The sequence below is a fragment of the Aeromonas sanarellii genome (genome assembly GCF_000820085.1).
GTDB classification, from domain to species: domain Bacteria; phylum Pseudomonadota; class Gammaproteobacteria; order Enterobacterales; family Aeromonadaceae; genus Aeromonas; species Aeromonas sanarellii.
The window spans coordinates 49,905-72,995 of sequence record NZ_CDBN01000049.1 but is presented as its reverse complement, the minus strand read 5'-3'; the positions used below and the strand labels follow the sequence as shown (position 1 = coordinate 72,995).

Genomic DNA, 23,091 nt, shown 5'->3' with positions numbered 1-23,091 from the left:
TGTCGCAGGTAAGGACCCAGAGTTTTCATGATCAAGATCGCCATCAACGGGTACGGCCGCATCGGCCGCAATGTGCTGCGGGCCCTCTACGAGAGCGGCCGCGACAAGCAAGTCAAGATAGTGGCCATCAACGAGCTGGCCGCCCCCGAGGCCATGGTGCACCTGACCCGTTTCGACACCAGTCACGGTCGCTTCCGCTACCCGGTACAGCTCGCGGGCAACAGCATGCTGGTGGGGGAGGATCTCATCTCCCTGTTTGCGGAGCGGGATCCGTCGCGGTTGCCCTGGCGGGCGCTGGGGGTGGACGTGGTGCTGGACTGCACCGGGGTGTTCGGCTCCCGCGCCGATGCCGAGCTGCATCTGGGAGCGGGGGCGGGCAAGGTGCTCTTCTCCCATCCGGCGGATGCGGACGTGGATGCCACCATAGTCTACGGGGTCAACCACCAGGTGCTGACGGGCAGGGAGCGGATCGTCTCCAACGCCTCCTGCACCACCAACTGTGTGGTCCCGGTGATAGAAACATTGCATCGAGAATTCGAGATAAATTGTGGTACTATTACGACAATTCATTCAGCCATGCACGATCAGCAAGTCATCGATGCCTACCACGGCGACTTGCGTCGAACCCGGGCGGCCAGCCAGTCCATCATCCCGGTGGATACCAAGCTGGCCAAGGGGCTGGAGCGGATCCTGCCGCACTTCGCCGGCAAGTTCGAGGCGATCGCGGTACGGGTGCCGACCATCAATGTAACCGCCATGGATCTGAGCATTACTGTTCGTAAAAAAGTGACAGTTAGTGACGTAAATCAAGCCCTGCAACGGGCATCCAGAGGTACATTACACGGTATTCTGGACTACACGGAAGAACCCCTGGTCTCCGTAGACTTTAATCATGATGCGCACTCCTGCATCATCGATGGTACCCAGACCCGGGTCAGCGATGCCAACCTCGTCAAGATGTTGATGTGGTGCGATAACGAATGGGGCTTCGCCAACCGGATGCTGGATACCACCCGGGCCATGATGGCCGCAGGCTGAGAGCCTGCACGGGTGCAAGGTTACTGTTTTTTTAACATTACCTGAAAATATAGAGGACTGAATATGTCTGTTATCAAGATGACCGACCTGGATCTGGCGGGCAAACGCGTTCTGATCCGTGCTGACCTGAACGTGCCGGTAAAAGACGGCAAGGTCACTTCCGATGCACGTATCGTCGCCACCCTGCCGACCATCAAGCTGGCTCTGGAAAAGGGCGCCAAGCTGATGATTACCTCCCACCTGGGTCGTCCGACCGAGGGTGAATACAACGAAGAATTCTCCCTGGCTCCGGTTGTCAACTATCTGAAAGACGCACTGTCCTGCCCGGTTCGTCTGGCCAAGGATTACCTGGACGGCGTAGACGTCGCCGCCGGTGAGCTGGTCGTGCTGGAAAACTGCCGCTTCAACAAGGGCGAGAAGAAGAACACCGAAGAGCTGGCCAAAAAATACGCCGCCCTGTGTGACGTCTTCGTCATGGATGCGTTCGGTACCGCTCACCGCGCCGAAGGTTCCACCTACGGTGTGGCCCAGTTCGCGCCGGTCGCCTGTGCTGGTCCCCTGCTGGCCGGTGAGCTGGAAGCCCTGGGCAAGGCCATGCTGAAACCCGAGCGCCCCATGGTTGCCATCGTCGGCGGCTCCAAGGTCTCCACCAAGCTGACCGTGCTGGAGTCTCTCTCCAAGATCGCTGACCAGCTGGTCGTCGGTGGCGGCATCGCCAACACCTTCATCGCCGCTGCCGGTCACAACGTCGGCAAGTCCCTGTGCGAGCACGACCTGATCGACACCGCCAAGAAGCTGGCTGCCGAGACCAACATTCCGGTGACCACCGACGTGGTCGTGGGTGCCGAGTTCTCCGAGTCCACTCCGGCTACCATCAAGTCCGTGTCCGACGTGACCGACGGCGACATGATCTTCGACATCGGCCCGGATTCCGCCAAGGCCCTGGCCGACATCATCATGAACGCCAAGACCATCCTGTGGAACGGCCCGGTCGGCGTGTTCGAGTTCGACCAGTTCGCCAAGGGCACCGAGGTGATCGCGCGCGCCATCGCCGAATCCCCGGCCTTCTCCATCGCTGGCGGTGGTGACACCCTGGCTGCCATCGACAAGTTCGGCATCGCCGACAAGGTCTCCTACATCTCCACCGGCGGCGGCGCCTTCCTGGAGTTCGTGGAAGGCAAGGTACTGCCGGCCGTCGCGATTCTGGAAGAGCGCGCCAAAGCCTAATTGACCCGGGACGGGGGGCAAAAGCCTCCCGTTTCGTTTATCATGTGGCCGCTGTGCCGGTTCATGATGAACCCCCCACTTTTTATTAACGGCATACGAGACAGGACGATTAAACATGTCTAAGAAAATTTTCGACTTCGTAAAACCCGGCGTGATCACTGGTGATGACGTTCAGAAAGTGTTCGCCATCGCCAAGGAAAACGGCTTCGCTCTGCCGGCCGTCAACTGCGTCGGTACCGACTCCGTCAACGCCGTGCTGGAAGCTGCCGCCAAGGTGAAAGCCCCGGTCATCGTGCAGTTCTCCAACGGTGGTGCCGTGTTCACCGCCGGCAAGGGTCTGAAGCTGGAAGGCCAGAAAGCCGCCATCATCGGTGCCATCTCCGGTGCCAAGCACGTGCACGCCGTGGCCGAAGCCTACGGTGTTCCCGTGATCCTGCACACCGACCACGCCGCCAAGAAGCTGCTGCCGTGGATCGACGGCCTGCTGGAAGCCGGTGAGAAGCACTTCGCCGAGACCGGCAAGCCGCTGTTCTCCTCCCACATGCTGGACCTGTCCGAAGAGTCTCTGGAAGAGAACATCGACATCTGCTGCGAGTACCTGACCCGCATGGCCAAGATGAACATGACTCTGGAGCTGGAACTGGGTTGCACCGGTGGCGAAGAAGACGGCGTTGACAACAGCCACATGGATCAGTCCGCCCTGTACACCCAGCCGGAAGACGTGGCCTACGCCTACGAGCGTCTGTCCAAGATCAGCCCGCGCTTCACCATCGCTGCCTCCTTCGGCAACGTGCACGGTGTCTACAAGCCGGGTAACGTCAAGCTGACCCCGTCCATCCTGGACGCCTCCCAGAAGTACGTCTCCGAGAAGTTCGGTATCCCGGCCAAGTCCCTGGACTTCGTGTTCCACGGTGGCTCAGGTTCCACCCTGGAAGAGATCCGCGAATCCATCTCCTACGGCGTGGTGAAGATGAACATCGACACCGACACCCAGTGGGCGACCTGGGAAGGTCTGCTGAACTTCTACAAGAAGAACGAAGCCTACCTGCAAGGCCAGCTGGGCAACCCGGAAGGCGCCGACAAGCCGAACAAGAAGTACTACGACCCGCGCGTATGGCTGCGTGAAGGTCAGACTTCCATGATCGCTCGTCTGGAGAAAGCCTTCTCCGACCTGAACGCCATCAACGTTCTGTAATTCGTTACAGTCCCGTGATTGCATGAAAAGGCGCCCCGCGGGGCGCCTTTTGCATGAATACGGATCGCGACGGTGGTCCGCTCGCGACAAGGTGTCCTTCGGGACACCTTTTGCGTTTCTGTGATCCCGGCAGGCTGGATTGCCAGCCAGGGGCTGGGTATTATCGATGACACCCGTTTAATTTAGTAAACGAATGCAACCAGGCAGGATGCTGAGCATGCAGACAGGAAGACAGGGACATCAGGAACACGTGGCCTCCTATTACGCGGCCACCCGCAACGACCATCGGCAGTGGCCCGAGCTCAGCGGTGAGCTGGATGCGGACGTCTGCATCATAGGTGGCGGCTTCACCGGCCTCAACACCGCCATCAACCTGGCCGAGGCGGGCTACAAGGTGGTGCTGCTGGAGGCCAATCGCATCGGCTGGGGCGCCTCGGGGCGCAACGGCGGCCAGCTCATTCGCGGCATCGGCCACGACACCAGCCAGTTTGCCCGCTGGATCGGCGAAGACGGGGTACGCGAGCTGGATCTGATGGGGCTGGAGGCGGTGCAACTGGTGCGCGAGCGGGTCGAGCGCTTCAACATCGACTGCGATCTCACCTGGGGATACTGCGACCTCGCCACCAAGGCGCGCCACCTGAAGGGATTCGAGGAAGATGCCGAACATCTGGCGAGCCTGGGTTACCGGCACGAGCTGAAGATGGTCCCCAGGGAGGAGATCCATACAGTGGTGGGATCGGATCGCTACATCGGCGGCATGATCGACATGGGATCAGGCCACCTGCACCCCCTCAACCTGGCCCTCGGCGAGGCGCGGGCAGCCCAGAGCCTGGGGGTGGCCCTGTTCGAGCAGTCCAGGGTCATCCATATCGACCACGGCGATCGGGTGCGGGTCACCACGGCCCACGGCCGGGTCAGCGCCGACTACCTGGTGATCGGCTGCAACGCCTATCTGGGGGATCTCGACCCCGTGCTCGGGGGCAAGGTGCTGCCGGCGGGCTCCTACATCCTCGCCACCCAGGTACTGGAGAAGCGGCTGCGCCAGCGGCTACTGCCGCAGAATATGGCGGTGTGCGATCAGAACGTGGCGCTGGACTATTACCGGCTGTCGGCCGACGGTCGTCTGTTGTTCGGTGGGGCCTGCAACTACTCGGGCCGTGACCCCCGCGATATCAAGGCCTTTATGCTGCCCAAGCTGCTGCGGGTCTTCCCGGAGCTCGCGGACACCGCCATCGAGTTTCAGTGGGGGGGCATGATAGGGATAGGGGCCAACCGGCTGCCGCAGATCGGCCGCCTGACCGATCACCCCAACGTCTTCTATGCCCAGGCCTATTCGGGCCACGGGCTCAACGCCACCCACATGGCGGGCAAGCTGGTGGCGGAGGCGATACGGGGCGAGAGCAGGGGCTTCGATCTGTTCAGCCGGGTACCCCACATGACTTTCCCCGGCGGGCCGGCGCTGCGCTCCCCGCTGCTGGCGCTCGGGATGCTGTGGTACCGGCTGAAGGATCTGCTGTAGGCCTTACCCCTGCTGCGCGGGGTCGGGCTCGGCGAGGCGCCAGCCCTGCTCCGTCTTCATCATCCAGACCTGGGTCTCCTGCGCCAGCACCTGGCCTGCCTCGAAGTCGCCATATTTGCGCTCCAGCTCCATCAGCCCCATCTCCTGCTGGAAGGGGCCGACCCTGTCATAGACCAGATCCTCATCGTGCAGCACCTGCAACTGATCCAGTCCCTGCTTGAAGTGGAGCCGGTAGCTCACCCTGACGAGATAGACCCCCTCCATCCGCTCCTCCTTGCCGAGCACGGCGAAGTCGCTGATGTCGAACAGGCTGGCATCGGCGTCGGCCTGCAGCCTGGCGGCCACCTGGTTCTGGATGACCTCTTCACCGGGCCCCCCGTAGCAGCCGTATAGCCAGCAGGCCAGCAATGGGATGAACCACTTTTTCATCAAAACTCCGGATGATGCGAGACGGGAAAGGGCAAATTCTGCCATGGCGCCGGTCATATACAAGGGATGGTCATGAAAATCAGCGATCAAGGGGTCTGACCCGCACCGTTGTGCGGGCCAGCCCGCTTCAGCGCAACCCGTCCAGCTGGCCCAGGAACTCGGCGGGCCCCATAAAGCCGGTGATCCTCTGCCCCGTGAGCTCCTTGCCCTCGCTGTCGAAGAAGATCAGGGTCGGCAGCCCCAGCACGTTGAGGCCGTTGAGCAGCTCGACGTCGGCGTCGTCGTTGGCGGTGACGTCCGCCTGCAGCAGCACCATCTCCTTGAAGCGGGCCCGCACTTCGGGGTCGCTGAAGGTCTTGTGTTCGAACTCCTTGCAGGCCACGCACCAGTCGGCGTAGAGGTCGAGCAGCACCGGCTTGCCGCGGGCGTCGGCGAGCCGGGCCTCGAGATCGCCCCGGGTCTTGATGCGGATGAACTGCGGCGCCTGGGTCTCGGCGCTGGCCTGGACGCCGGGGGCGGGCAGCAGCAGATCCTTGCCCACCACCACCAGACTCATCATGGCCAGCAGCAGGGCGAAGCCGGCCAGGCTCCTGCCGACCGAGTGAACGCGGTGCTGGTTGTGGTGGTGGAGGTAGGCGCACAGCGCCAGCCCCCAGGCGAGCCAGGCGAGGGTGGCAACCTGATCGCTCCAGAGCCTGGAGAGCAGCAGGACGGGGACCGCCAGCAGCGCAAAGCCGAAGAGTTGCTTGATCACGTCCATCCAGGCGCCGGCCTTGGGCAGCAGCCTGCCCCCCGAGGTGCCGAGCAGCAGCAGGGGCAGCCCCATGCCCAGCGACAGCGCATAGAGGGCCGCCCCGCCGAGCCAGAGGTCGCCACTCTGGGCCACGTAGATGAGGGCCCCCGAGAGCGGCGCCGTGGTGCAGGGGGAGCAGATCAGCCCCGAGATCATGCCCATGATGGCGACCCCGGCCACGGATCCCCCCTGCTGGCGGTTGGAGAGGCCGGACAGCCGGGTTTGCAGGCTGCTCGGCAGTTGCAGGGTGTAGAGGCCGAACATGGAGAGGGCCAGCAGCACGAACATGACGGAGAGGCCGATCAGCACATAGGGGTGCTGCAGGGCCGCCTGGAATTGCAGGCCCGCCGAGGCCACCACCAGTCCGAGCAGGGTGTAGGTGATTGCCATCCCCTGTACATAGGCAAGGGAGAGCAGGAAGGCGCGGCGGGTGGAGAGGCGCTGGCCCGCGCCCGCGATGATCCCGGTCAGGATGGGATACATGGGGAAGACGCAGGGGGTGAAGGCGAGCCCCAGCCCCAGGGCGAAGAAGGCGGCGACGCTGAGCCAGAAGCCCTGGCTGCCGAGGGCGGCCGCCAGCCTGTCCTGCTGGCTGCCCGGGGCATCGGCGCCCTGGACGCTGGCAGCAGGTCCCGCATCTGCGGAGGCGGCCAGAGGCTGCACGGCGATCCGCTTGTCGGTCGGTGGGTAGCAGAGGCCCTCGGTGCAGCCCTGATAGCTCAGGGTGAGGCTGGCCCCCTGACCCGCCTCGGTCAGGGTGACGGGGATGGTCAGCGTCTGGTAGAAGACCCGGCTCTTGCCGAAGAAGTCGTCCTCGTGCTCGGTGCCCGGGGGCAGGACGGGCTCGTCGAAGGCGAGGTTCTCTCCCTTGACGCGGATGCTGTGGCGATAGAGGTAGTAGTCGTCGGCGATGCGCAGGGTGAGCGTGATCCGGTCGCCCTGCTGCTCGCTCTCAAGGACGAAGGCCTCGTCCACCTTGAGGAATCTGGGCTGGGCACCGGTCTCGATGCCGAGGCTGCTCAGCAGATCCTGGCTGCCGACCTGGGCGTATGCCGGCGGGGTGCACAGCAGTCCCAGCAGGAATAGCAGAGGCGTCAACAGGCTAAAAGGGGTCATGAGGTCTCCTCCCTCAACCAGTCGAGATAGGGTTGATGACCCTGGCTCGCAGGCTGCGCCAGGATCTCCGGCACCTCGTAGGGGTGATGGGCCAGGATGCACTGGCGAAGGGGTTCGAACAGCTCGGCCCGGCTCTTGATGATGAGCTGGATCTCCCGCGCCCGCTCTATTTTCCCCTGCCAGCGGTAGACGGAAGTGAGCCCGGGCAGCTGGCTGATGCAGGCGGCGAGGCGCTGGTCGAGCAGCCGCTCGCAGAGGCGGTCGGCACTGGCCTCGTCGGGGCAGGTGCAGAGCACCAGGATGGCGTCGGTCATGGTGAAATATCTCGTCCGATTGGAGCGGTTCGGCGTCCGCAAATCAGGGGTTACTATAACCTAGCGACGGGCCAAATAGCATCTTGCCTGCCTTGCGGGGGCGACATGAAAATAAGTGGGGGCCCTGAGATGGACGCTCCCTGAGGGACAGGGCAGAATGAGCGGGCTTGTTCCCACTCTACGTAAGGAAATGTATGACCCAACAGAATGAGCAGCAGAGAAACCGCATGTTGAGCCTGTTGCGTGAAGGCGAGCGCCGCATGCTGGTGCAACTGGCCGGTCTGCTGCGTACCAGTGTCGATGAAATCAATGCGGAGCTGGAGAAAGAGGAGTTGTTGTCTGCGTTGGAGCAACCCATCACGGTGGAGTATCTCAACGGCGTGGTGCAGCATCATCTGTTCGAGCGTCTGCACAAGGGGGACATGGTGGCGGCCCAGCGCATGCTGAGCCAGTACCAGAGCGACCTCGAGGCCATGCTGAACCAGGAGGCGAAGCAGGACGAGGAATCCCCGCAAGAGGCCAGGGCGCAGGCCTGATCCCGGCACGCCGCCCTGCCTCCAGCACCATCATGCCTTTCGCATGATGGTGCCTCGTGGTTATTCACACCTCTTTTCGCCCTTCACCCCAGCGCACCTGGCTGGCGCACCATGGGGATGGGGAATACCTTGTCATAGCTCCAGTTGTAGACGAAGGCATAGACCAGGTAGAAGAGCACGAAGCCCAGATCCAGCACCAGCGCCTCCAGCAGGCCGATGTCGAGCCACCAGGACATGACCGGCAGGGCGACGACCAGCAGACCCCCCTCGAACCCCAGGGTATGCAGCACCCGCTGCCACAACGCCTTGTGGGTATGGCCCTGACAGCGCAGCAGCAGCTTGTCCACCCCGAGGTTGTAGACATAGTTCCAGACGGTGGCGACCACCGAGAAGAACAGGGCCAGCGGGCCCATGTGGTCCAGGCCGACACCGGTTACCCAGCTCGCCAGCGGGGCGGCGATCAGCAGGCCAATCAATTCGAAGCCGATGGCGTGGCGCAGGCGGTCACGGGTCGTACGCATGATCAGTCTCTCTTTCTTAATGGGAACGGTGGCCAACTTATCGCGAATTGGCGATAGATACACGTTGGTATCTATCGCTAAAATAGATGGATATGGCGCCACCACCGAGCGCTGGAGCAGACCATGACCCCCTCACTGGAACAATTCAGAACCCTGCTGGCCGCCGCCGAGACGGGCTCCTTCTCGGCGGCGGCGCGGCGGCTCGGCAAGGCCCAGTCGGTGGTGAGCAGCGCCATCGCCAACCTGGAGATCGATCTCGGCCTCGAGCTGTTCGATCGCAGCGGCCGCTATCCGGTGCTGACGGAGGTGGGGGCCCGCATCAGCCAGGAGGCCAGCGTCCTGCTGGCCCAGAGCGAACGGCTGCAGGCCATCGCCGGCGAACTGGCCAGCGGCATCGAGTCGCGCCTCACCCTGGCCATCGACGATGACTCCCACCTGCCCTGGCTCGGCTCCCTGCTGGAGGAGTTTGCCAGCCGCTACCCCAGGGTGGAGCTGGAGCTGCTGTTCCCGCTGATGGAGGACGTGACCGAGCTGCTCAAGAGCGGCCGGGCCCAGCTCGGCATCAGCTACCAGAAGGCGCACCCCGAACGGGATCTGGTTTCCCGTTCCCTCGGGGCCGTCACCATGCCGCTGGTTGTCTCCCCGGATCACCCCCTGGCCCGCAAGACACAGCTGCACGAGAGCGACCTGCAGGGGGCCCGCCAGTTGATGGTGACGGGACGGCGTGAGGGGACGGAGCGCCATCGCTTCCGCCTCTCGGCGCAAGTGTGGTGGGTCGAGGGAGATCTCGGCGTGCTGGAGCTGGTCAAGCTGGGGCTGGGGTGGGCGGCGGTGCCCGAATTTTTGCTGCATCGGCCGCTGGCGCGGGGGGAACTGGTGGTGCTCAAGCCGGACTTCACCGCCCAGGCCGAGCTGGAGCTGGAGCTGCAATGGTATCGCGCCCGCCCGCTCGGGCAGGCGGGGCGCTGGCTGAAAGAGGCCCTGCTGTCGCGGGTGCCTCGCTAGACGTCAGTCGGCAAGCGGGTAGGGGAGGGGCTGCAGTGTCAGGCTGGAACCTTCCTCCTGTTTGAGGCGGAAGCGGGCGTCGGCCTCGGTGTCTTTCGGCAGCACGGCGGTGAGCCACACCTGACCCTGCTGCTGCCAGGCGTTGAGCACCAGACCGCTGCGGCGCCAGTTGTCACCGAGCTGGATCTCCAGGGCATCGCCGCTGGCAACCGGGCCGCCGACGCTGCCCGTCAGCACGAAGAGGGCGCGGTTGTTGGCGCCGCGATACTTGGCGCGAGCCACCGTCTCCTGCCCCATGTAGCAGCCCTTGGTGAAGCAGATGCCCTCCAGGGCCTGCAGGTTCAGCATCTGGGGAATGTACTCCCCCTGATGGACCGCCTCCAGATGGGGGAGACCGGCCTTGATCTCCAGCCCCCACCAGAGCGCTTCGTCGCCGACCGGCAGGTTCAGGGCCAGGTGCGATTCGCTCGCCAGCAACCAGCGGTCCGCCTCCACCCGCACCGCCATGCCGCCGTCGACCAGGCCGGTTTCCCGAAGGCCGTGGTGCGCCGAGATCCAGGCATCCGTGCCCTGGCCGGCCAGCCCGACCACTTCGCCCTGGAACTCGCCGATCTCGACCTTGGCGAACACCGCAAACTTCTTGAGTTCCGGCAACTGGCGTGCCAGTACCGAGGGTTTGGTCAGCATCAGCAGGCTCTCTTCCAGGCAGAGCAGGCGAAAATCGCTCCACAGCTTGCCCTTGGGATCGCAGTGGCCGCCGAGGCTGCTCTGGCCTGGCAGCAGGGCGTTGACGTCACAGGTGACCTGGCCCTGCAGATACTTGGCGCGATCCGGGCCCGTGAAGCGGGTGACGGCCAGATCGGTCAGGGAGAACAGGGTCGGCTCGGCAGGAAGAAGAGGGGTCGGCAGGCTCACGATGGGATTCCAGAGACAGAAAGTATGTGACCTGCATGGTAAAGACGTAAGGAATGTTTGTCAGCCGGAAAATCCAGCTGCTACCATTCCCGGGTCTTTGTAAGGAGAGTTCCATGTTGACCCCAAGTGAGAAGTCCCGCCTGAAGTGGGCCTGCCGCCGCGGCATGCTCGAGCTGGATGTGATCTTTATGCCCTTCTTTGAACACGAGTTCGACGGCCTCGGCGAGGCCGAGCAGCAGACCTTCATCCGCCTGCTGGAGTGCGAGGATCCCGAGCTGTTCCGCTGGTGCATGGGGCACGGCGTGCCGGACGATGCCGCCTTTGCCGCCATGATCCCCCTCATCCTCGAGCGCAACCAGGCCCGCCACGATCGCCTGCGCTGAGCCTGGTTCCCGACCCGCGGCCTGACCCATGGCCAGCCCGGTTCCCCCGATGCGGGTGGTGATGCCCGTCACCGCCTCCCGCTGGCAGCGCCTGCTGCTGTGCACCTTGTTTCTGTTGCTGCTCTGGCCCACGGCCCGCCTGATCCAGGGCTGGCAGTGGGGGCTGTTTCTTCCCTGCTGGGGGCTGGGCCTCTGGCTCGCGGTACGCCGGGTTGCTGCGGGCGAGCCCCTCGTCTGGGATGGGGAGTGGCTGACGTGGCAAGGGGCGCGCCATCGGGTGGATCCCGGCAGCCGCATCCTGCCAGGGGTGCTCTGGTTGAGGCTGTCGCCTGAGCGGGGGCCGGTCCGCCACCTCTGGCTCTGCTCCGATGCGCTGGCGCCCGAGCACTACCGTACCCTGGCCCGCGCCATCCATCTCGCCGCTCCTCGTTGAGCTCCTGCACTGGCACCAATGAATGACCCCGCCGAAGCGGGGTCATGGAGGAAAAGCCTGGAGGTCAGTCCCGCTCCGGCGTCAGCACCGTTGGCTTGGGATTGGGCTGCATGTCCGGATAGTCCAGGTTGTAGTGCAGACCCCGGGACTCCTTGCGCTGCAGGGCACAGTTGACGATCAGCTCGGCCACCTGCAACAGGTTGCGCAGCTCCAGCAGGTTGTTGGAGACGCGGAAGTTCGCGTAGTACTCCTGCACCTCCTGCTTGAGCAGGTCGATGCGACGCTTGGCCCGGGCCAGGCGCTTGTTGGTGCGCACTATGCCCACGTAGTCCCACATCATCAGCCGCAGCTCGTGCCAGTTGTGCTGGATCACCACCTGCTCGTCGGAGTCGTCCACCTGGCTCTCGTCCCAGGCCGGCAGGCTGGGGGGGGCTACGCTGGTGGGCAGCTTGGCCAGGATGTCGGCCCCCGCCTGGTGGGCATAGACCACGCATTCGAGCAGGGAGTTGGAGGCCATGCGATTGGCGCCGTGCAGCCCGGTGTAGGTCACCTCGCCGATGGCGTAGAGACCCGGGATGTCGGTCTGGCCGTTGTTGTCGATCATCACGCCGCCACAGGTGTAGTGCGCCGCCGGAACTATGGGCATGGCCTCCCTGGTGATGTCGATGCCGACCGCGAGGCAGCGATCAAAGATGGTCGGGAAGTGCTTGATGATGAAGTCCGCCGGCTTGTGGCTGATGTCCAAATACATGCAGTCGGCGCCCAGGCGCTTCATCTCGTGGTCGATGGCACGGGCGACTATGTCGCGGGGCGCCAGCTCCGCTCGGGGATCAAAATCCGGCATAAAGCGGCTGCCGTCGGGGCGGCGCAGATAGGCGCCCTCGCCGCGCAGGGCCTCGGTCAGCAGGAAGTTGGGGTCATCCGGGTGGAACAGGCTGGTGGGGTGGAACTGGTTGAACTCCAGGTTCGCCACCCGGCAGCCGGCGCGCCATGCCATGGCGATGCCGTCACCCGAGCTCACGTCCGGGTTGGAGGTGTACTGGTACACCTTGGAGGCGCCGCCGGTGGCCAGCGCCACGAAGCGGGCGCGGATCACCTCGACCTGCTCGACGTTGCGGTTCCAGACATAGGCGCCCAGCACCTTGTTGCCCGGCAGCCCCAGCTTGCGGGTGGTGATGAGGTCGACCGCGTTGAAGCGCTCCATCAGCTGGATGTTGGGATGAGCGCGCACCTGATCGATCAGAGTGAGCTGCACCGCCTTGCCGGTGGCATCGGCCGCGTGGAAGATGCGGCGATGGCTGTGGCCCCCTTCCCGGGTCAGGTGGTAGTGGGACTCCCCCTCGGCATCCTCCTCCTGATCGAAGGGGACCCCCTGCTGGATCAGCCACTGGATGGAGTCGCGGGCATTGCGGGCGGTGAACTCCACCACCGCCGGGTCGCACAACCCGGCCCCGGCGTTGAGCGTGTCGCTCACGTGGGATTCGATGCTGTCGGTCTCGTCGAACACGGCAGCGATGCCTCCTTGCGCATAGAGAGTGGCCCCCTCACTGATGGGCCCCTTGCTCAGAACCAGGACTTTGGCCTGGTCTGCCAATCGCAACGCGAGGGACAGACCGGCGGCACCGCTGCCAATGATCAGTACGTCGCAAAGGTATTCAACACTTGCTTTCATAAGTATCATTGGCCTGGATTAAGAACTGGCCCCATGGTAGCCCAAGGGGGGGCTGTGGTGCAGCCCGCATCACATTTTTTTCAATGCAAGCGAACTTTCTCTGATTCCTCCTGTCTGAACTTGTGCGCTTAGAAGGGGCCGGAAAAGAAGAACGATAACCTGATGGGGGTTTTACGGCTCTGATGAGCGACCAGAATCTACTGGACGAACAGCTGGTTGAACGGGTCCAGCGTGGCGATAAGAATGCATTCAACCTGTTGGTACGCAAATACCAGCACAAGGTGGTCAACCTGGTGGCTAGGTATGTCAACAATCCGGGCGATGTACCGGATGTGGCGCAAGAGGCTTTCATCAAGGCTTATCGTGCGCTGCCGACATTCCGTGGCGAGAGCGCGTTTTACACCTGGTTGTACCGGATCGCCGTCAACACGGCCAAAAATTACCTGACGTCACAGGGGCGCAGACCGCCCAGCAGTGATGTCGAAGCGGATGAGGCTGAATACTATGGTGGTGGTGAAGCCCTGCAAGAGGTGGCCACCCCGGAAAACCTGGCGCTGACCGACGAGATCAAGCGCACCGTGTTTACCGCCATAGAAGCCCTGCCCGAAGATTTGAGAACGGCGATCACCCTTCGCGAAATGGAAGGGCTGAGCTACGAGGAGATTGCGGAGATCATGGATTGCCCTGTGGGTACGGTGAGATCCCGCATCTTCCGGGCGAGGGAAGCAATCGATAAAAGGTTGCAACCTCTGATCGAGCATTAACTGGGGAAAGACAGGCAAACTTATGGCAAATAAAGAGCAACTTTCAGCCCTGATGGATGGTGACCTCAGCGAGATAGAGGTTCTGAAAGAGCTGGGAACGGATCCCGCTCTGCAAGATACCTGGGCGCGTTACCATCTGATCGGTGATGCCATGCGGGGAGACCTGCCGGTCAATCTGCAACTGGATCTCAGCGACAGCATCATGCTGGCGCTGGAAGACGAACCGGCCATATTGGCGCCCAAGCCGGCCCAGCCCGCCGCACCCGCGGTGAAGACGGCTGGCAAGGTGGTGCCCCTGGTTCGCCGGTTCGGTCAGCAAATGGGACAGTATGCCATTGCCGCCTCCGTGGCTGCCGCCGTCATCTTCGGGGTGCAGCAGTATCAGGGCCAGGATGGTGTCCCCAGCAACCCGGTGCTCAACACCATTCCGGTCGGCGGTAGCGCGGCCCCGGTGAGCGTGCACTACCCCCAGGACGGCAGCCGAGCCGGCGTGCGTCAGCAAGGCTTGAGCGAGCAGCAGATGCAGGAACAGCGCGAGCGGATCAATGCCTTCCTGCGCGACCATCAATTGCAACAACGTCTGCTGCAAGACAAGCAGATTCAGGAATAACGCATTTTTAGGGATCAGATCGTGCGCCAGTCCAGCCTCATTCTGCTGGCCTCTCTCCTGTTGACTTGTGCCAAGGCCTCGGCCGACGATCTGTCGGCCGAGGCCTTGTTGCAGCAGATGCAGAGTGCCGTTTCGCAACAGAACTTCGAATTGTCCATGGTCAAGGCCAGACAGGGCCGGCTCGAGCCCATCCGTTTCAGCCACGGCGTGATCGATGGCAAGGAGGTGGCCCACCTCAGCTATCTCGATGGCAAGGCGGTGGAGTACCTGCAGCGCCAGAACGAGTACACCTTCTTCGAGAACACCCACGAGCCCTACACCCTCAAGGGGGCGCGCTTCCCCGGGGTCTGGTCGAGCCTGGTGAAGATGCCGCTGCCCCGGGTGCTGGAGAGCTATGACCCCGTGCTGGCCGGACGCAGCCGGGTGGCGGGTCTGGTGGCCCAGGTCGTCAGGCTGGTGCCCAAGGAGGCAGACAAGTACGGCTTCGTGCTCTGGATCGACGAACAGAGCCATCTGCTGCTTAGGGTGGACATGGTGGATCGGGAAGGCAACCTGGTGGAGCAGGTGCTGGGAGTGGATCTGGACAAGCAGTCTGCCCCGGCCCCCTGGCTGGTGACCCTGGCCAAGAGCCAGTTGCCCGAGGCGCTGGCGCTGGAAGATGCCTATCCCACGCCCCAGCAGACCCTCAACTGGCACCTGACCTGGCTGCCGGATGGGTTCAAGGTGCTCTCCCAGGACAGGCACCAGCTGGTCAGTACCAGCCTGCCGGTGGATTACATGATGCTCTCGGACGGTCTGGTGGATCTCTCCGTCTACGTCGCCCGGGTCGACCCCAAGCAGGCGGTGCGCCAGCAACTGATCCGTCAGGGCGCCACCTCGCTGGTGAGCTATGTCAACGAGGTCGGCGTGGAGATCACCGTGGTCGGCGAGGTGCCTGCCGAGACCGCCAAACGCATCGCCGAGTCGGTGCAGCCCCTGACCCGCAACGAGGCGGTGCAGTGAGGCGTGAGTGCGACACTTGCCGAACCCGGGCTGGCGTGCTGAGATCGGATAAACCCATTGCCACCCGTCTGGAGTCACCTGGTGAGTAACATGAGCGAAGAGCTGGCGACCGTGGTCGCCATCGAGGGGCCCTATGCCTGGGTGGAGTGCGAGCGTCGCTCCGCCTGCAGCGGTTGCCATCAGCAGTCCAGCTGCGGCTCCGGGACCGTCGCCAAGGCTTTTCCCATGAAGGAGCAGCGATTGCGGGTCGCCCTCACCGGCGAAGTGGCTGTGGGCCAGCAGATCCGTCTCGGTATCCCCCAGGCCAGCATCCTGCGCGGGGCCGCCCTGGTCTACGTGCTGCCGCTCTTTTGTTTGCTGCTCGGTGCCCTGATCGGCCAGCTCTGGCTGGCACCGCTCTTGTCGGCGGGGGAAGGGGTCACCATCCTCAGCTGCCTGCTGGGCGGCACAGTCGGATTTTTACTGGTTCGTTACTTTTCCGACCGGCTCGAGCAGGGGGAATATGGCCCCCGCATGCTCGGCGTGGTGCTCAAGACCCGCCATATCTCCTGAGGGGCGGGATCCTCTGCTGGCGCTGGCGCCGCCACCTTGGTGCCGGAAGCCCGCCAGACAAGGCGCTATTTCTGGTGCCCGCCGACTAAAGATTGGCCGTCGACCGGGTTATCCAGTAAAATCCTGCCCTCATATCCGACCCTAACTTAATTTTGAGTGATTCTTGCTCGATGAAACACATTCGTAACTTTTCGATTATTGCGCACATCGACCACGGTAAGTCGACCCTGTCGGACCGTCTGATCCAGACTTGCGGCGGCCTGTCCGACCGTGAGATGCAGGCCCAGGTGCTGGACTCCATGGATCTGGAGCGCGAGCGCGGCATTACCATCAAGGCACAGAGTGTGACCCTGAACTACCAGGCACAAGACGGTAACACCTATCAGCTGAACTTTATCGACACCCCGGGCCACGTGGATTTCTCCTACGAGGTTTCTCGCTCCCTGGCTGCCTGTGAAGGGGCTCTGCTGGTGGTGGATGCCGGTCAGGGGGTTGAGGCACAGACTCTGGCCAACTGCTACACCGCCATGGAAATGGATCTGGAAGTGGTGCCGGTGCTGAACAAGATCGACCTGCCGGCCGCCGAGCCCGAACGGGTGGCCGAGGAGATCGAGGATATCGTCGGCATCGACGCGATCGACGCGGTGCGCTGCTCCGCCAAGACGGGCCTGGGGGTGGACCTGGTACTCGAAGAGATCGTCGCCCGCATCCCGGCCCCGGAGGGGGACCCCGATGCGCCGCTGCAGGCGCTGATCATCGACTCCTGGTTCGACTCCTACCTGGGGGTCGTGTCGCTCGTGCGGATCAAGAACGGTTCCCTCAAGAAGAATGACAAGATCAAGGTGATGAGCACAGGCCAGACCTGGGGGGTGGATCGCATCGGCATCTTCACGCCCAAGCAGGTGGATACCGACGGCCTGGGCTGTGGCGAGGTGGGTTGGGTCGTCTGCGGCATCAAGGACATACACGGCGCCCCTGTGGGCGATACCCTGACCCTGGCCAAGCACGGCGCCGACAAGCCGCTGGCGGGTTTCAAGAAGGTCAAGCCACAAGTCTACGCGGGCCTGTTCCCCATCTCCAGCGATGACTATGAAGCGTTCCGCGATGCGCTGGAGAAGCTCTCCCTCAACGACGCCTCCCTGTTCTACGAGCCGGAGAGTTCCACCGCCCTGGGCTTCGGCTTCCGCTGCGGCTTCCTCGGCATGCTGCACATGGAGATCATCCAGGAGCGTCTGGAGCGTGAGTACGATCTGGATCTGATCACCACGGCGCCGACCGTGGTCTACGAGATAGAGCAGACCGACGGCACCACCATCCACATCGACAGCCCGGCCCAGATGCCCGCCATCAACAGCATCAAGGAGATGCGCGAGCCCATCGCCGAGTGTCACATCCTGCTGCCGCAGGAGTACATGGGCAACGTCATCACCCTGTGCATCGAGAAGCGCGGCGTGCAGACCAACATGGTCTACCACGGCAACCAGGTGGCGCTGACCTACGAGATCCCCATGGCGGAAGTGGTGCTCGACTTCTTCGACCGCCTGAAGTCCACCAGCCGCGGCTACGCCTCCCTGGACTACGGCTTCAAGCGCTTCGAGACCTCCGACATGGTGCGTCTCGACATCATGATCAACGGCGAGCGGGTCGACGCCCTGGCCATCATCACCCACAAGGAGAACGCCCAGTATCGCGGTCGCCAGGTGGTGGAGAAGATGCGCGAGCTGATCCCGCGCCAGATGTTCGACATCGCCATCCAGGCCGCCATCGGCAACCAGATCATCGCCCGCAGCACGGTCAAGGCCCTGCGCAAGGACGTGACCGCCAAGTGCTACGGTGGCGACGTGAGCCGTAAGAAGAAGCTGCTGAACAAGCAGAAAGAAGGCAAGAAGCGGATGAAGTCCCTCGGCCGTGTCGACGTGCCGCAGGAAGCCTTCCTCGCGATCCTCCATGTCGGAAAGGACTAATCGATGGCAAGCACCTTTTCCCTGATCCTCGTCGTCGTCACCGTACTGACCGGCATCATCTGGACCGTGGACAAGCTGGTCTGGGCCAAGCAGCGGGCGGCAAAGATCGCGGCCGCCCGTGCCAGCGCCGGCCCGGGCGTGGACGAGAAGACCCTGGCCAAGGTGGCCCCCATGCCGGTCTGGATCGAACAGACCGGCGGGGTCTTCCCTGTCATCGCCCTGGTGCTGATCCTGCGCTCCTTCATCTTCGAGCCGTTCCAGATCCCGTCCGGCTCCATGATGCCCACCCTGCTGGTGGGCGACTTCATCCTGGTGGAGAAGTTCGCCTACGGTCTCAAGGATCCGGTGACCAACACCAAGTTCCTCGAGACCGGCGAGCCCAAGCGCGGCGACGTGGTGGTCTTCAAGTATCCGCTGGATGCCCGGGTGGACTACATCAAGCGGGTGGTCGGCATGCCGGGGGACAGGGTCATCTACCGCAACAAGGAGCTGATGATCCGGCCGCGCTGTGTGGAAGAGAGCCGCGATGAACAGGCAGGGAAGACGTGCCCGGGCTTCGAGAAGCTGGACGTCAAGTTCGAGCAGCGTGGCGAATTCAGCCAGATGGGGATCCCGCTGGATCGCTACACCGAGCAGCTGGGCGAGGTTTCTCACGAGACCCTTCGCAACCCGCTGATGCCGGACCTGGTGGATCGCTACTATCGCCAGCCCGGTACCTACCCGGATGAGTGGGTGGTGCCGGAAGGCCACTACTTCGTGATGGGCGACAACCGCGACAACAGCACCGACAGCCGTTTCTGGGGCTTCGTGCCCGAGCAGAACCTGGTGGGCAAGGCCGTCGCCATCTGGATCAGTTTCGAATTCGAGCGCGAGGAAGGCTCCAGCTTGCCGAGCTGGGTGCCGACCGGTGTGCGCTTCAACCGCATTGGCGGAATCAAGTAAATGAATATCAAGATGAACAGACTGCAGTCCCGTCTCGGGCATGTCTTTCAGGAACCTGAGCTGCTGACCCGGGCACTGACCCATCGCAGCGCCGGCTCCCGCCACAACGAGCGCCTGGAATTCCTGGGAGACTCCATCCTGAGCCTGGTGATTGCCGACGATCTCTTCCACCGCTTCCCGCAGGCGGCGGAGGGGGATCTCAGCCGGATGCGCGCCACCCTGGTGCGCGAGAAGACGCTGGCCGAACTGGGCCGGGAGTTCGACCTCGGGGATCACCTGATTCTGGGGCCTGGCGAGCTCAAGAGCGGCGGTTTTCGCCGCGAGTCGATCCTGGCCGACACGGTCGAGGCGGTGATCGGCGCCATCTATCTGGATACGGATCTGGAACGGGTGCGCAGCCTCCTGCTCGGCTGGTACGCCAGCCGCCTGGAGGAGATCAAGCCCGGCATCGAGCAGAAGGATCCCAAGACCCGGTTGCAGGAGATCCTGCAGGGCAGCCGCAAATCCCTGCCGACCTACACGGTGACCAACGTCAAGGGTGAGGCCCACAACCAGGAGTTCACCGTCCAGTGCGAAGTGGATGGTCTGGATGGTCCCCTGGTCGGGGTCGGCACCAGCCGCCGCAAGGCCGAACAGGCCGCCGCGCAGCAAGCATTGGAAAGATTGTCATGACGGATACAGATAGCACCTACTGCGGCTTTGTCGCCATCGTCGGCCGCCCCAACGTGGGCAAGTCCACCCTGCTGAACAAGCTGCTCGGTCAGAAGGTCAGCATCACCTCGAAGAAACCCCAGACCACCCGTCACCGGATCCTGGGGATCGACACCGAGGATAACTACCAGACCATCTACGTGGACACCCCGGGTCTGCACATCGAGGAGAAGCGGGCCATCAACCGCCTGATGAACCGCGCCGCCACCAGTTCCCTGGGGGACGTGGCCATGGTGGTGTTCGTGGTGGACGGCACCCACTGGACCAAGGACGACGAGATGGTGCTGGGCAAGTTGCGCCACCTCAAGTGCCCCGTGGTGCTGGCGGTCAACAAGATCGACAACGTCAAGGAGAAGGAGGATCTGCTGCCGCACCTCGAGTGGCTGGGCCAGCAGATGGCCTTCTCCCACATCCTGCCCATCAGCGCCGAGAAGGGCACCAACGTGGAGAAGATCCGCGAGTGGGCCAAGGATCTGCTGCCGGAGAACGTGCACTTCTTCCCGGAAGACTACGTGACCGACCGCTCCTCCCGCTTCATGGCCTCCGAGATCATCCGCGAGAAGCTGATGCGCTTCACCGGTGAGGAGCTGCCTTACTCGGTGACGGTGGAGATCGAACGCTTCAAGGTCGAGGAAAACGGCCTCTACCATATCCACGGCCTGATCCTGGTGGAGCGCGACGGCCAGAAGAAGATGGTCATCGGCAACAAGGGCGAGAAGATCAAGACCATAGGCACCGAGGCGCGCCTCGACATGGAGCGCCTGTTCCAGAACAAGGTGCACCTGGAGCTCTGGGTCAAGGTCAAGTCCGGCTGGGCCGACGACGAGCGCGCCCTGCGCAGCCTCGGGTATGGTGATGACTGATTGCTGACCCCGGCTTTCGTCATCCACAGTCGGCCCTATCGGGAGACCAGCCAGCTGGTCGAGGTCTTCACCCAGGATAGCGGCCGATTCACCCTGGTGGCTCGCGGTTCCCGCGGGCCACGCTCCTCTCTGAAGGGGCTGTTGCAGCCCTTCACCCTGCTCACCATCGCCTGGCGCGGCAAGGGGGATCTCAAGAATCTCACCCAGGTGGAGTGCCCGGATCACTCCCTGCGTCTCGGCGGCGATCGCCTCTTCTACGGCCTCTATCTCAACGAGCTGGTCTACTACCTGCTGGAAGCGCACACCCCCTTCCCCGAGGTGTTCGACGCCTATGCCCGCGCCATCATGGCCCTGGCGGATGGCGAGACCCCGGAGCTGCCGCTGCGCCGCTTCGAGTTTCTGCTGCTTCAGGCGCTGGGTTATGCGGTGGACTTTGAATATGCCGCCGACGACGAGTCGCCCATCGACCCCACCCTGCTCTACGGCTTCGAGCGGGAGCTCGGCTTTGTCGCTTGCGAGCGGGCGCCGGATCCCCGTACCCTGTTCCTCGGCGCCCACCTGCTGGCCTTCGCCGAGGGGCGTTTCGACACGCCCCCCCTGCTGCAGGCGGCCAAGCGATTCAGCCGGCTGGCACTGCAGCCCTATCTGGGAAAGCGGCAGTTGAAGAGCCGGGAGCTGTTTTTAAAACGCAGAGCCACGCAAGGCTGACATACGGATATCGAGGCTGGCGCCAGGGCGGCAGCCGCACAGTTAACAGAAGTATTTTCAAGGAGTTAAGCAATGAGCGAGATCTACCTGGGCGTGAACATCGACCATATCGCCACCCTGCGCAATGCCCGCGGCACCCAGTACCCGGATCCGGTGCAGGCCGCCTTCGTGGCCGAGCAGGCCGGGGCCGATGGCATTACTGTGCACCTGCGGGAAGATCGCCGCCACATCACAGACCGGGACGTGGAGATCCTGCGCCAGACTATCCAGACCAGGATGAACCTGGAGATGGCGGTGACCGAGGAGATGATCGGCATCGCCTGCCGCATCAAGCCCCACTTCGTCTGCCTGGTGCCGGAGAAGCGTACCGAGGTGACCACAGAGGGGGGCCTGGACGTGGCCGGCCAGCTGGACAAGGTGACCGATGCGGTGACCCGCCTCGCTGCAGTCGGTGCCCAGGTGTCGCTCTTCATCGATGCCGACCCCATCCAGATCGACGCGGCTGCCGAGAGCGGCGCCCCCTTCATCGAGATCCACACCGGCCGCTACGCCGATGCCACCACGGATGCCGAGCGCAACGCCGAGTTCAAGCGCATCGCCGCCGGGGCCTCCTATGCCGCCGGCAAGGGGCTAAAGGTCAATGCCGGCCACGGCCTGCACTACCACAACGTCAAGGCCATCGCCGCCATCCCCGAGCTCTATGAGCTCAACATCGGCCACGCCATCATAGGTCGCGCCGCCTTCGACGGCCTGGCCAAGGCGGTCAGCGACATGCGCCTGCTGATGCAGGAAGCCCGTCAGGGGATCTGACCTCAGCCCTGTTGCCGATGACAACCAACGAGGGACGCAGTGGCGTCCCTCGTCGTCTTTGGTGTGCAGGGGGCAGTCCGGCCCTGCCAGGTCGCTCAGGAGAGGGGTTGGCACCCAGCATCCCCATATCTGCGAAGACCGCAGGCCCTTGCCTATTGCTCGGGGAAGTAGCGCTCCAGCAACGCCATCAGGATGGCCTGGCACTCGGCATCCGACTCGCCGGTGATCAGGGTCGGGCGGAAATGGAGCTGGAAGGCGCGCATCGCGGCGCGGCTCTGCTCGTCCCACTCGCCGCTCGGCGCTATGCCATAGCCGTAGCGGGCCAGCTGTTGCTGCCATTGCAGGGCATCCCAGGCGGGGAGTGGCGTCTGGCGCAGCTCGGCCACCCTGGCCTCGTCGGGCCAGGCGCCGACCCCGTACTCCAGGGCCAGCGTGCGCCAGGGGAAGTGGGGGCCGGGATCCTGCTTGCGCTCGGGGGCGACGTCGCTGTGGGCCAGCACTTGGGTCGGCGGTATGTCGTAACGCCGGACCAGTTCACGGGCCAGGGCGCCGACGGCGGCGATCTGGGCCGGGGTATAGGGCTGCCAGCGTCTCAGATGGGCGGGCAGGGCCGCTTCTGTCTCGTCATACCCGAGATTCACTATCTCTATGCCCAGGGAGCTGGCGTTGAGCCCCGCATACTGATGCCAGCGGCTGCGACCGGCATGCCAGGCGCGCTGGCTGTCGGGCACCAGCTGGTAGACGGGCAGCGGACTCTGATCGGTATCGCGCGGCACCAGATAGTGGGCGCTCACCTTGTGCTCGGGTTCGGTCAGGAGGCGCAGGGAGCGGGTGTCGTCCTCATCCGTGTAGTGCAGGATCAGGAAGGCGATGCGGCCATTCTGGCTGGCGCTGGCATGCCGGGTATCGAGGCGGTAGGGGGCGGGCTGGCAGGCGCCGAGCAGCAGGATGAGGGGGAGCGACCAGAGCCAGCGCAGGCCGGCAGGGGGCCGGCACGCCCCGCCGCCCGCCGGTTGACGGGGGGGCAACGGCCTGCCGCGCCGGCTCATGGCTCAGCCTCGCGCCTTGC

General features: G+C 63.7%; 25 protein-coding genes. 18 read left to right on the top strand and 7 right to left on the bottom strand.

What is annotated here, in order from left to right; all coding sequences use genetic code 11:
- Positions 1-27: 27 nt before the first annotated feature.
- From epd to BN1132_RS10055, 4 genes are all read left to right on the top strand, one after another.
- Entirely contained in the window at positions 28-1,038 is a 1,011-nt protein-coding gene (gene epd / locus BN1132_RS10070) for an erythrose-4-phosphate dehydrogenase (RefSeq protein WP_042077239.1), read from the top strand.
- A gap of 63 nt (positions 1,039-1,101) precedes the next feature.
- A complete protein-coding gene (locus BN1132_RS10065; protein ID WP_042016220.1) occupies positions 1,102-2,265 on the top strand; it encodes a phosphoglycerate kinase in 1,164 nt (387 codons plus the stop codon).
- Positions 2,266-2,380: 115 nt separating this feature from the next.
- Complete coding sequence (gene fbaA / locus BN1132_RS10060; protein WP_042077238.1) at positions 2,381-3,460, top strand: class II fructose-bisphosphate aldolase; 1,080 nt, start codon at positions 2,381-2,383, stop codon at positions 3,458-3,460.
- A gap of 217 nt (positions 3,461-3,677) precedes the next feature.
- Positions 3,678-4,979 (top strand): NAD(P)/FAD-dependent oxidoreductase, encoded by a 1,302-nt coding sequence (locus BN1132_RS10055; protein ID WP_042077236.1) that lies wholly within the window; start codon positions 3,678-3,680, stop codon positions 4,977-4,979.
- Between the two features lie 3 nt (positions 4,980-4,982).
- On the opposite strand, the gene BN1132_RS10050 is transcribed toward BN1132_RS10055, so the two are convergent.
- From BN1132_RS10050 to cutA, 3 genes are all read right to left on the bottom strand, one after another.
- Complete coding sequence (locus tag BN1132_RS10050; protein WP_042077234.1) at positions 4,983-5,408, bottom strand: hypothetical protein; 426 nt, start codon at positions 5,406-5,408, stop codon at positions 4,983-4,985.
- 127 nt (positions 5,409-5,535) lie between these two features.
- Entirely contained in the window at positions 5,536-7,317 is a 1,782-nt protein-coding gene (locus BN1132_RS10045) for a protein-disulfide reductase DsbD (protein ID WP_042077233.1), read from the bottom strand.
- A complete protein-coding gene (cutA, locus tag BN1132_RS10040; protein ID WP_042077231.1) occupies positions 7,314-7,631 on the bottom strand; it encodes a divalent-cation tolerance protein CutA in 318 nt (105 codons plus the stop codon). The genes BN1132_RS10045 and cutA overlap by 4 nt, the downstream gene beginning before the upstream one ends.
- A 194-nt stretch (positions 7,632-7,825) precedes the next feature.
- Between cutA and BN1132_RS10035 the strand changes: the two genes are divergently transcribed.
- Complete coding sequence (locus BN1132_RS10035) at positions 7,826-8,167, top strand: hypothetical protein (RefSeq protein WP_042077229.1); 342 nt, start codon at positions 7,826-7,828, stop codon at positions 8,165-8,167.
- 83 nt (positions 8,168-8,250) lie between these two features.
- Here BN1132_RS10035 and BN1132_RS10030 read toward each other — a convergent pair whose 3' ends face one another.
- Complete coding sequence (locus tag BN1132_RS10030; RefSeq protein WP_042077228.1) at positions 8,251-8,688, bottom strand: PACE efflux transporter; 438 nt, start codon at positions 8,686-8,688, stop codon at positions 8,251-8,253.
- A gap of 123 nt (positions 8,689-8,811) precedes the next feature.
- Here BN1132_RS10030 and BN1132_RS10025 point away from each other — a divergent pair, with 123 nt between their 5' ends.
- Positions 8,812-9,693: a LysR family transcriptional regulator gene (locus tag BN1132_RS10025; RefSeq protein ID WP_042077226.1), complete on the top strand. Its 882-nt coding sequence runs from the start codon at positions 8,812-8,814 to the stop codon at positions 9,691-9,693.
- A 3-nt stretch (positions 9,694-9,696) separates the two neighbouring features.
- Here the strand turns inward: BN1132_RS10025 and ygfZ are convergent, their stop codons facing one another.
- Positions 9,697-10,608, bottom strand: coding sequence for a tRNA-modifying protein YgfZ (gene ygfZ, locus BN1132_RS10020; RefSeq protein ID WP_042077224.1), 912 nt, complete (start codon positions 10,606-10,608; stop codon positions 9,697-9,699).
- Positions 10,609-10,721: 113 nt separating this feature from the next.
- Here ygfZ and BN1132_RS10015 point away from each other — a divergent pair, with 113 nt between their 5' ends.
- Both BN1132_RS10015 and BN1132_RS10010 read left to right on the top strand, forming a co-directional pair.
- Complete coding sequence (locus BN1132_RS10015; RefSeq protein WP_042077223.1) at positions 10,722-10,991, top strand: FAD assembly factor SdhE; 270 nt, start codon at positions 10,722-10,724, stop codon at positions 10,989-10,991.
- A 61-nt stretch (positions 10,992-11,052) separates the two neighbouring features.
- Complete coding sequence (locus BN1132_RS10010) at positions 11,053-11,424, top strand: protein YgfX (protein WP_084202795.1); 372 nt, start codon at positions 11,053-11,055, stop codon at positions 11,422-11,424.
- A gap of 64 nt (positions 11,425-11,488) precedes the next feature.
- Here BN1132_RS10010 and nadB read toward each other — a convergent pair whose 3' ends face one another.
- The gene (gene nadB / locus BN1132_RS10005) at positions 11,489-13,096 is read right to left on the bottom strand and encodes an L-aspartate oxidase (protein WP_042077221.1); all 1,608 of its coding nucleotides are present in this window, start codon (positions 13,094-13,096) and stop codon (positions 11,489-11,491) included.
- 182 nt (positions 13,097-13,278) lie between these two features.
- Between nadB and rpoE the strand changes: the two genes are divergently transcribed.
- The 10 genes from rpoE to pdxJ all read left to right on the top strand — a co-directional run bounded on the left by rpoE (position 13,279) and on the right by pdxJ (position 22,022).
- Positions 13,279-13,860 (top strand): RNA polymerase sigma factor RpoE, encoded by a 582-nt coding sequence (rpoE, locus tag BN1132_RS10000; protein ID WP_042077219.1) that lies wholly within the window; start codon positions 13,279-13,281, stop codon positions 13,858-13,860.
- A gap of 22 nt (positions 13,861-13,882) precedes the next feature.
- On the top strand, positions 13,883-14,470 hold the full coding sequence (locus BN1132_RS09995) for a sigma-E factor negative regulatory protein (RefSeq protein WP_042077217.1): 588 nt from the start codon (positions 13,883-13,885) through the stop codon (positions 14,468-14,470).
- Between the two features lie 21 nt (positions 14,471-14,491).
- The gene (locus tag BN1132_RS09990; protein WP_042077216.1) at positions 14,492-15,472 is read left to right on the top strand and encodes a MucB/RseB C-terminal domain-containing protein; all 981 of its coding nucleotides are present in this window, start codon (positions 14,492-14,494) and stop codon (positions 15,470-15,472) included.
- A gap of 90 nt (positions 15,473-15,562) precedes the next feature.
- Complete coding sequence (locus BN1132_RS09985; RefSeq protein ID WP_042077215.1) at positions 15,563-16,024, top strand: SoxR reducing system RseC family protein; 462 nt, start codon at positions 15,563-15,565, stop codon at positions 16,022-16,024.
- Positions 16,025-16,194: 170 nt separating this feature from the next.
- Positions 16,195-17,988, top strand: a complete 1,794-nt coding sequence (gene lepA / locus BN1132_RS09980; protein WP_042077214.1) for a translation elongation factor 4 — start codon at positions 16,195-16,197, stop codon at positions 17,986-17,988.
- Positions 17,989-17,991: 3 nt separating this feature from the next.
- On the top strand, positions 17,992-18,930 hold the full coding sequence (lepB, locus tag BN1132_RS09975; RefSeq protein WP_042077213.1) for a signal peptidase I: 939 nt from the start codon (positions 17,992-17,994) through the stop codon (positions 18,928-18,930).
- The gene (gene rnc, locus BN1132_RS09970) at positions 18,931-19,602 is read left to right on the top strand and encodes a ribonuclease III (protein WP_042077212.1); all 672 of its coding nucleotides are present in this window, start codon (positions 18,931-18,933) and stop codon (positions 19,600-19,602) included.
- Entirely contained in the window at positions 19,599-20,504 is a 906-nt protein-coding gene (era, locus tag BN1132_RS09965) for a GTPase Era (RefSeq protein WP_042077211.1), read from the top strand. Before rnc ends, era begins: the two co-directional genes overlap by 4 nt.
- Positions 20,505-21,212 (top strand): DNA repair protein RecO, encoded by a 708-nt coding sequence (gene recO / locus BN1132_RS09960; RefSeq protein ID WP_042077210.1) that lies wholly within the window; start codon positions 20,505-20,507, stop codon positions 21,210-21,212. It begins immediately after the preceding gene.
- A gap of 72 nt (positions 21,213-21,284) precedes the next feature.
- Positions 21,285-22,022: a pyridoxine 5'-phosphate synthase gene (gene pdxJ, locus BN1132_RS09955; RefSeq protein WP_042077208.1), complete on the top strand. Its 738-nt coding sequence runs from the start codon at positions 21,285-21,287 to the stop codon at positions 22,020-22,022.
- Positions 22,023-22,174: 152 nt separating this feature from the next.
- Here the strand turns inward: pdxJ and BN1132_RS09950 are convergent, their stop codons facing one another.
- Complete coding sequence (locus BN1132_RS09950; RefSeq protein WP_084202781.1) at positions 22,175-23,071, bottom strand: N-acetylmuramoyl-L-alanine amidase; 897 nt, start codon at positions 23,069-23,071, stop codon at positions 22,175-22,177.
- Positions 23,072-23,091: the final 20 nt, after the last annotated feature.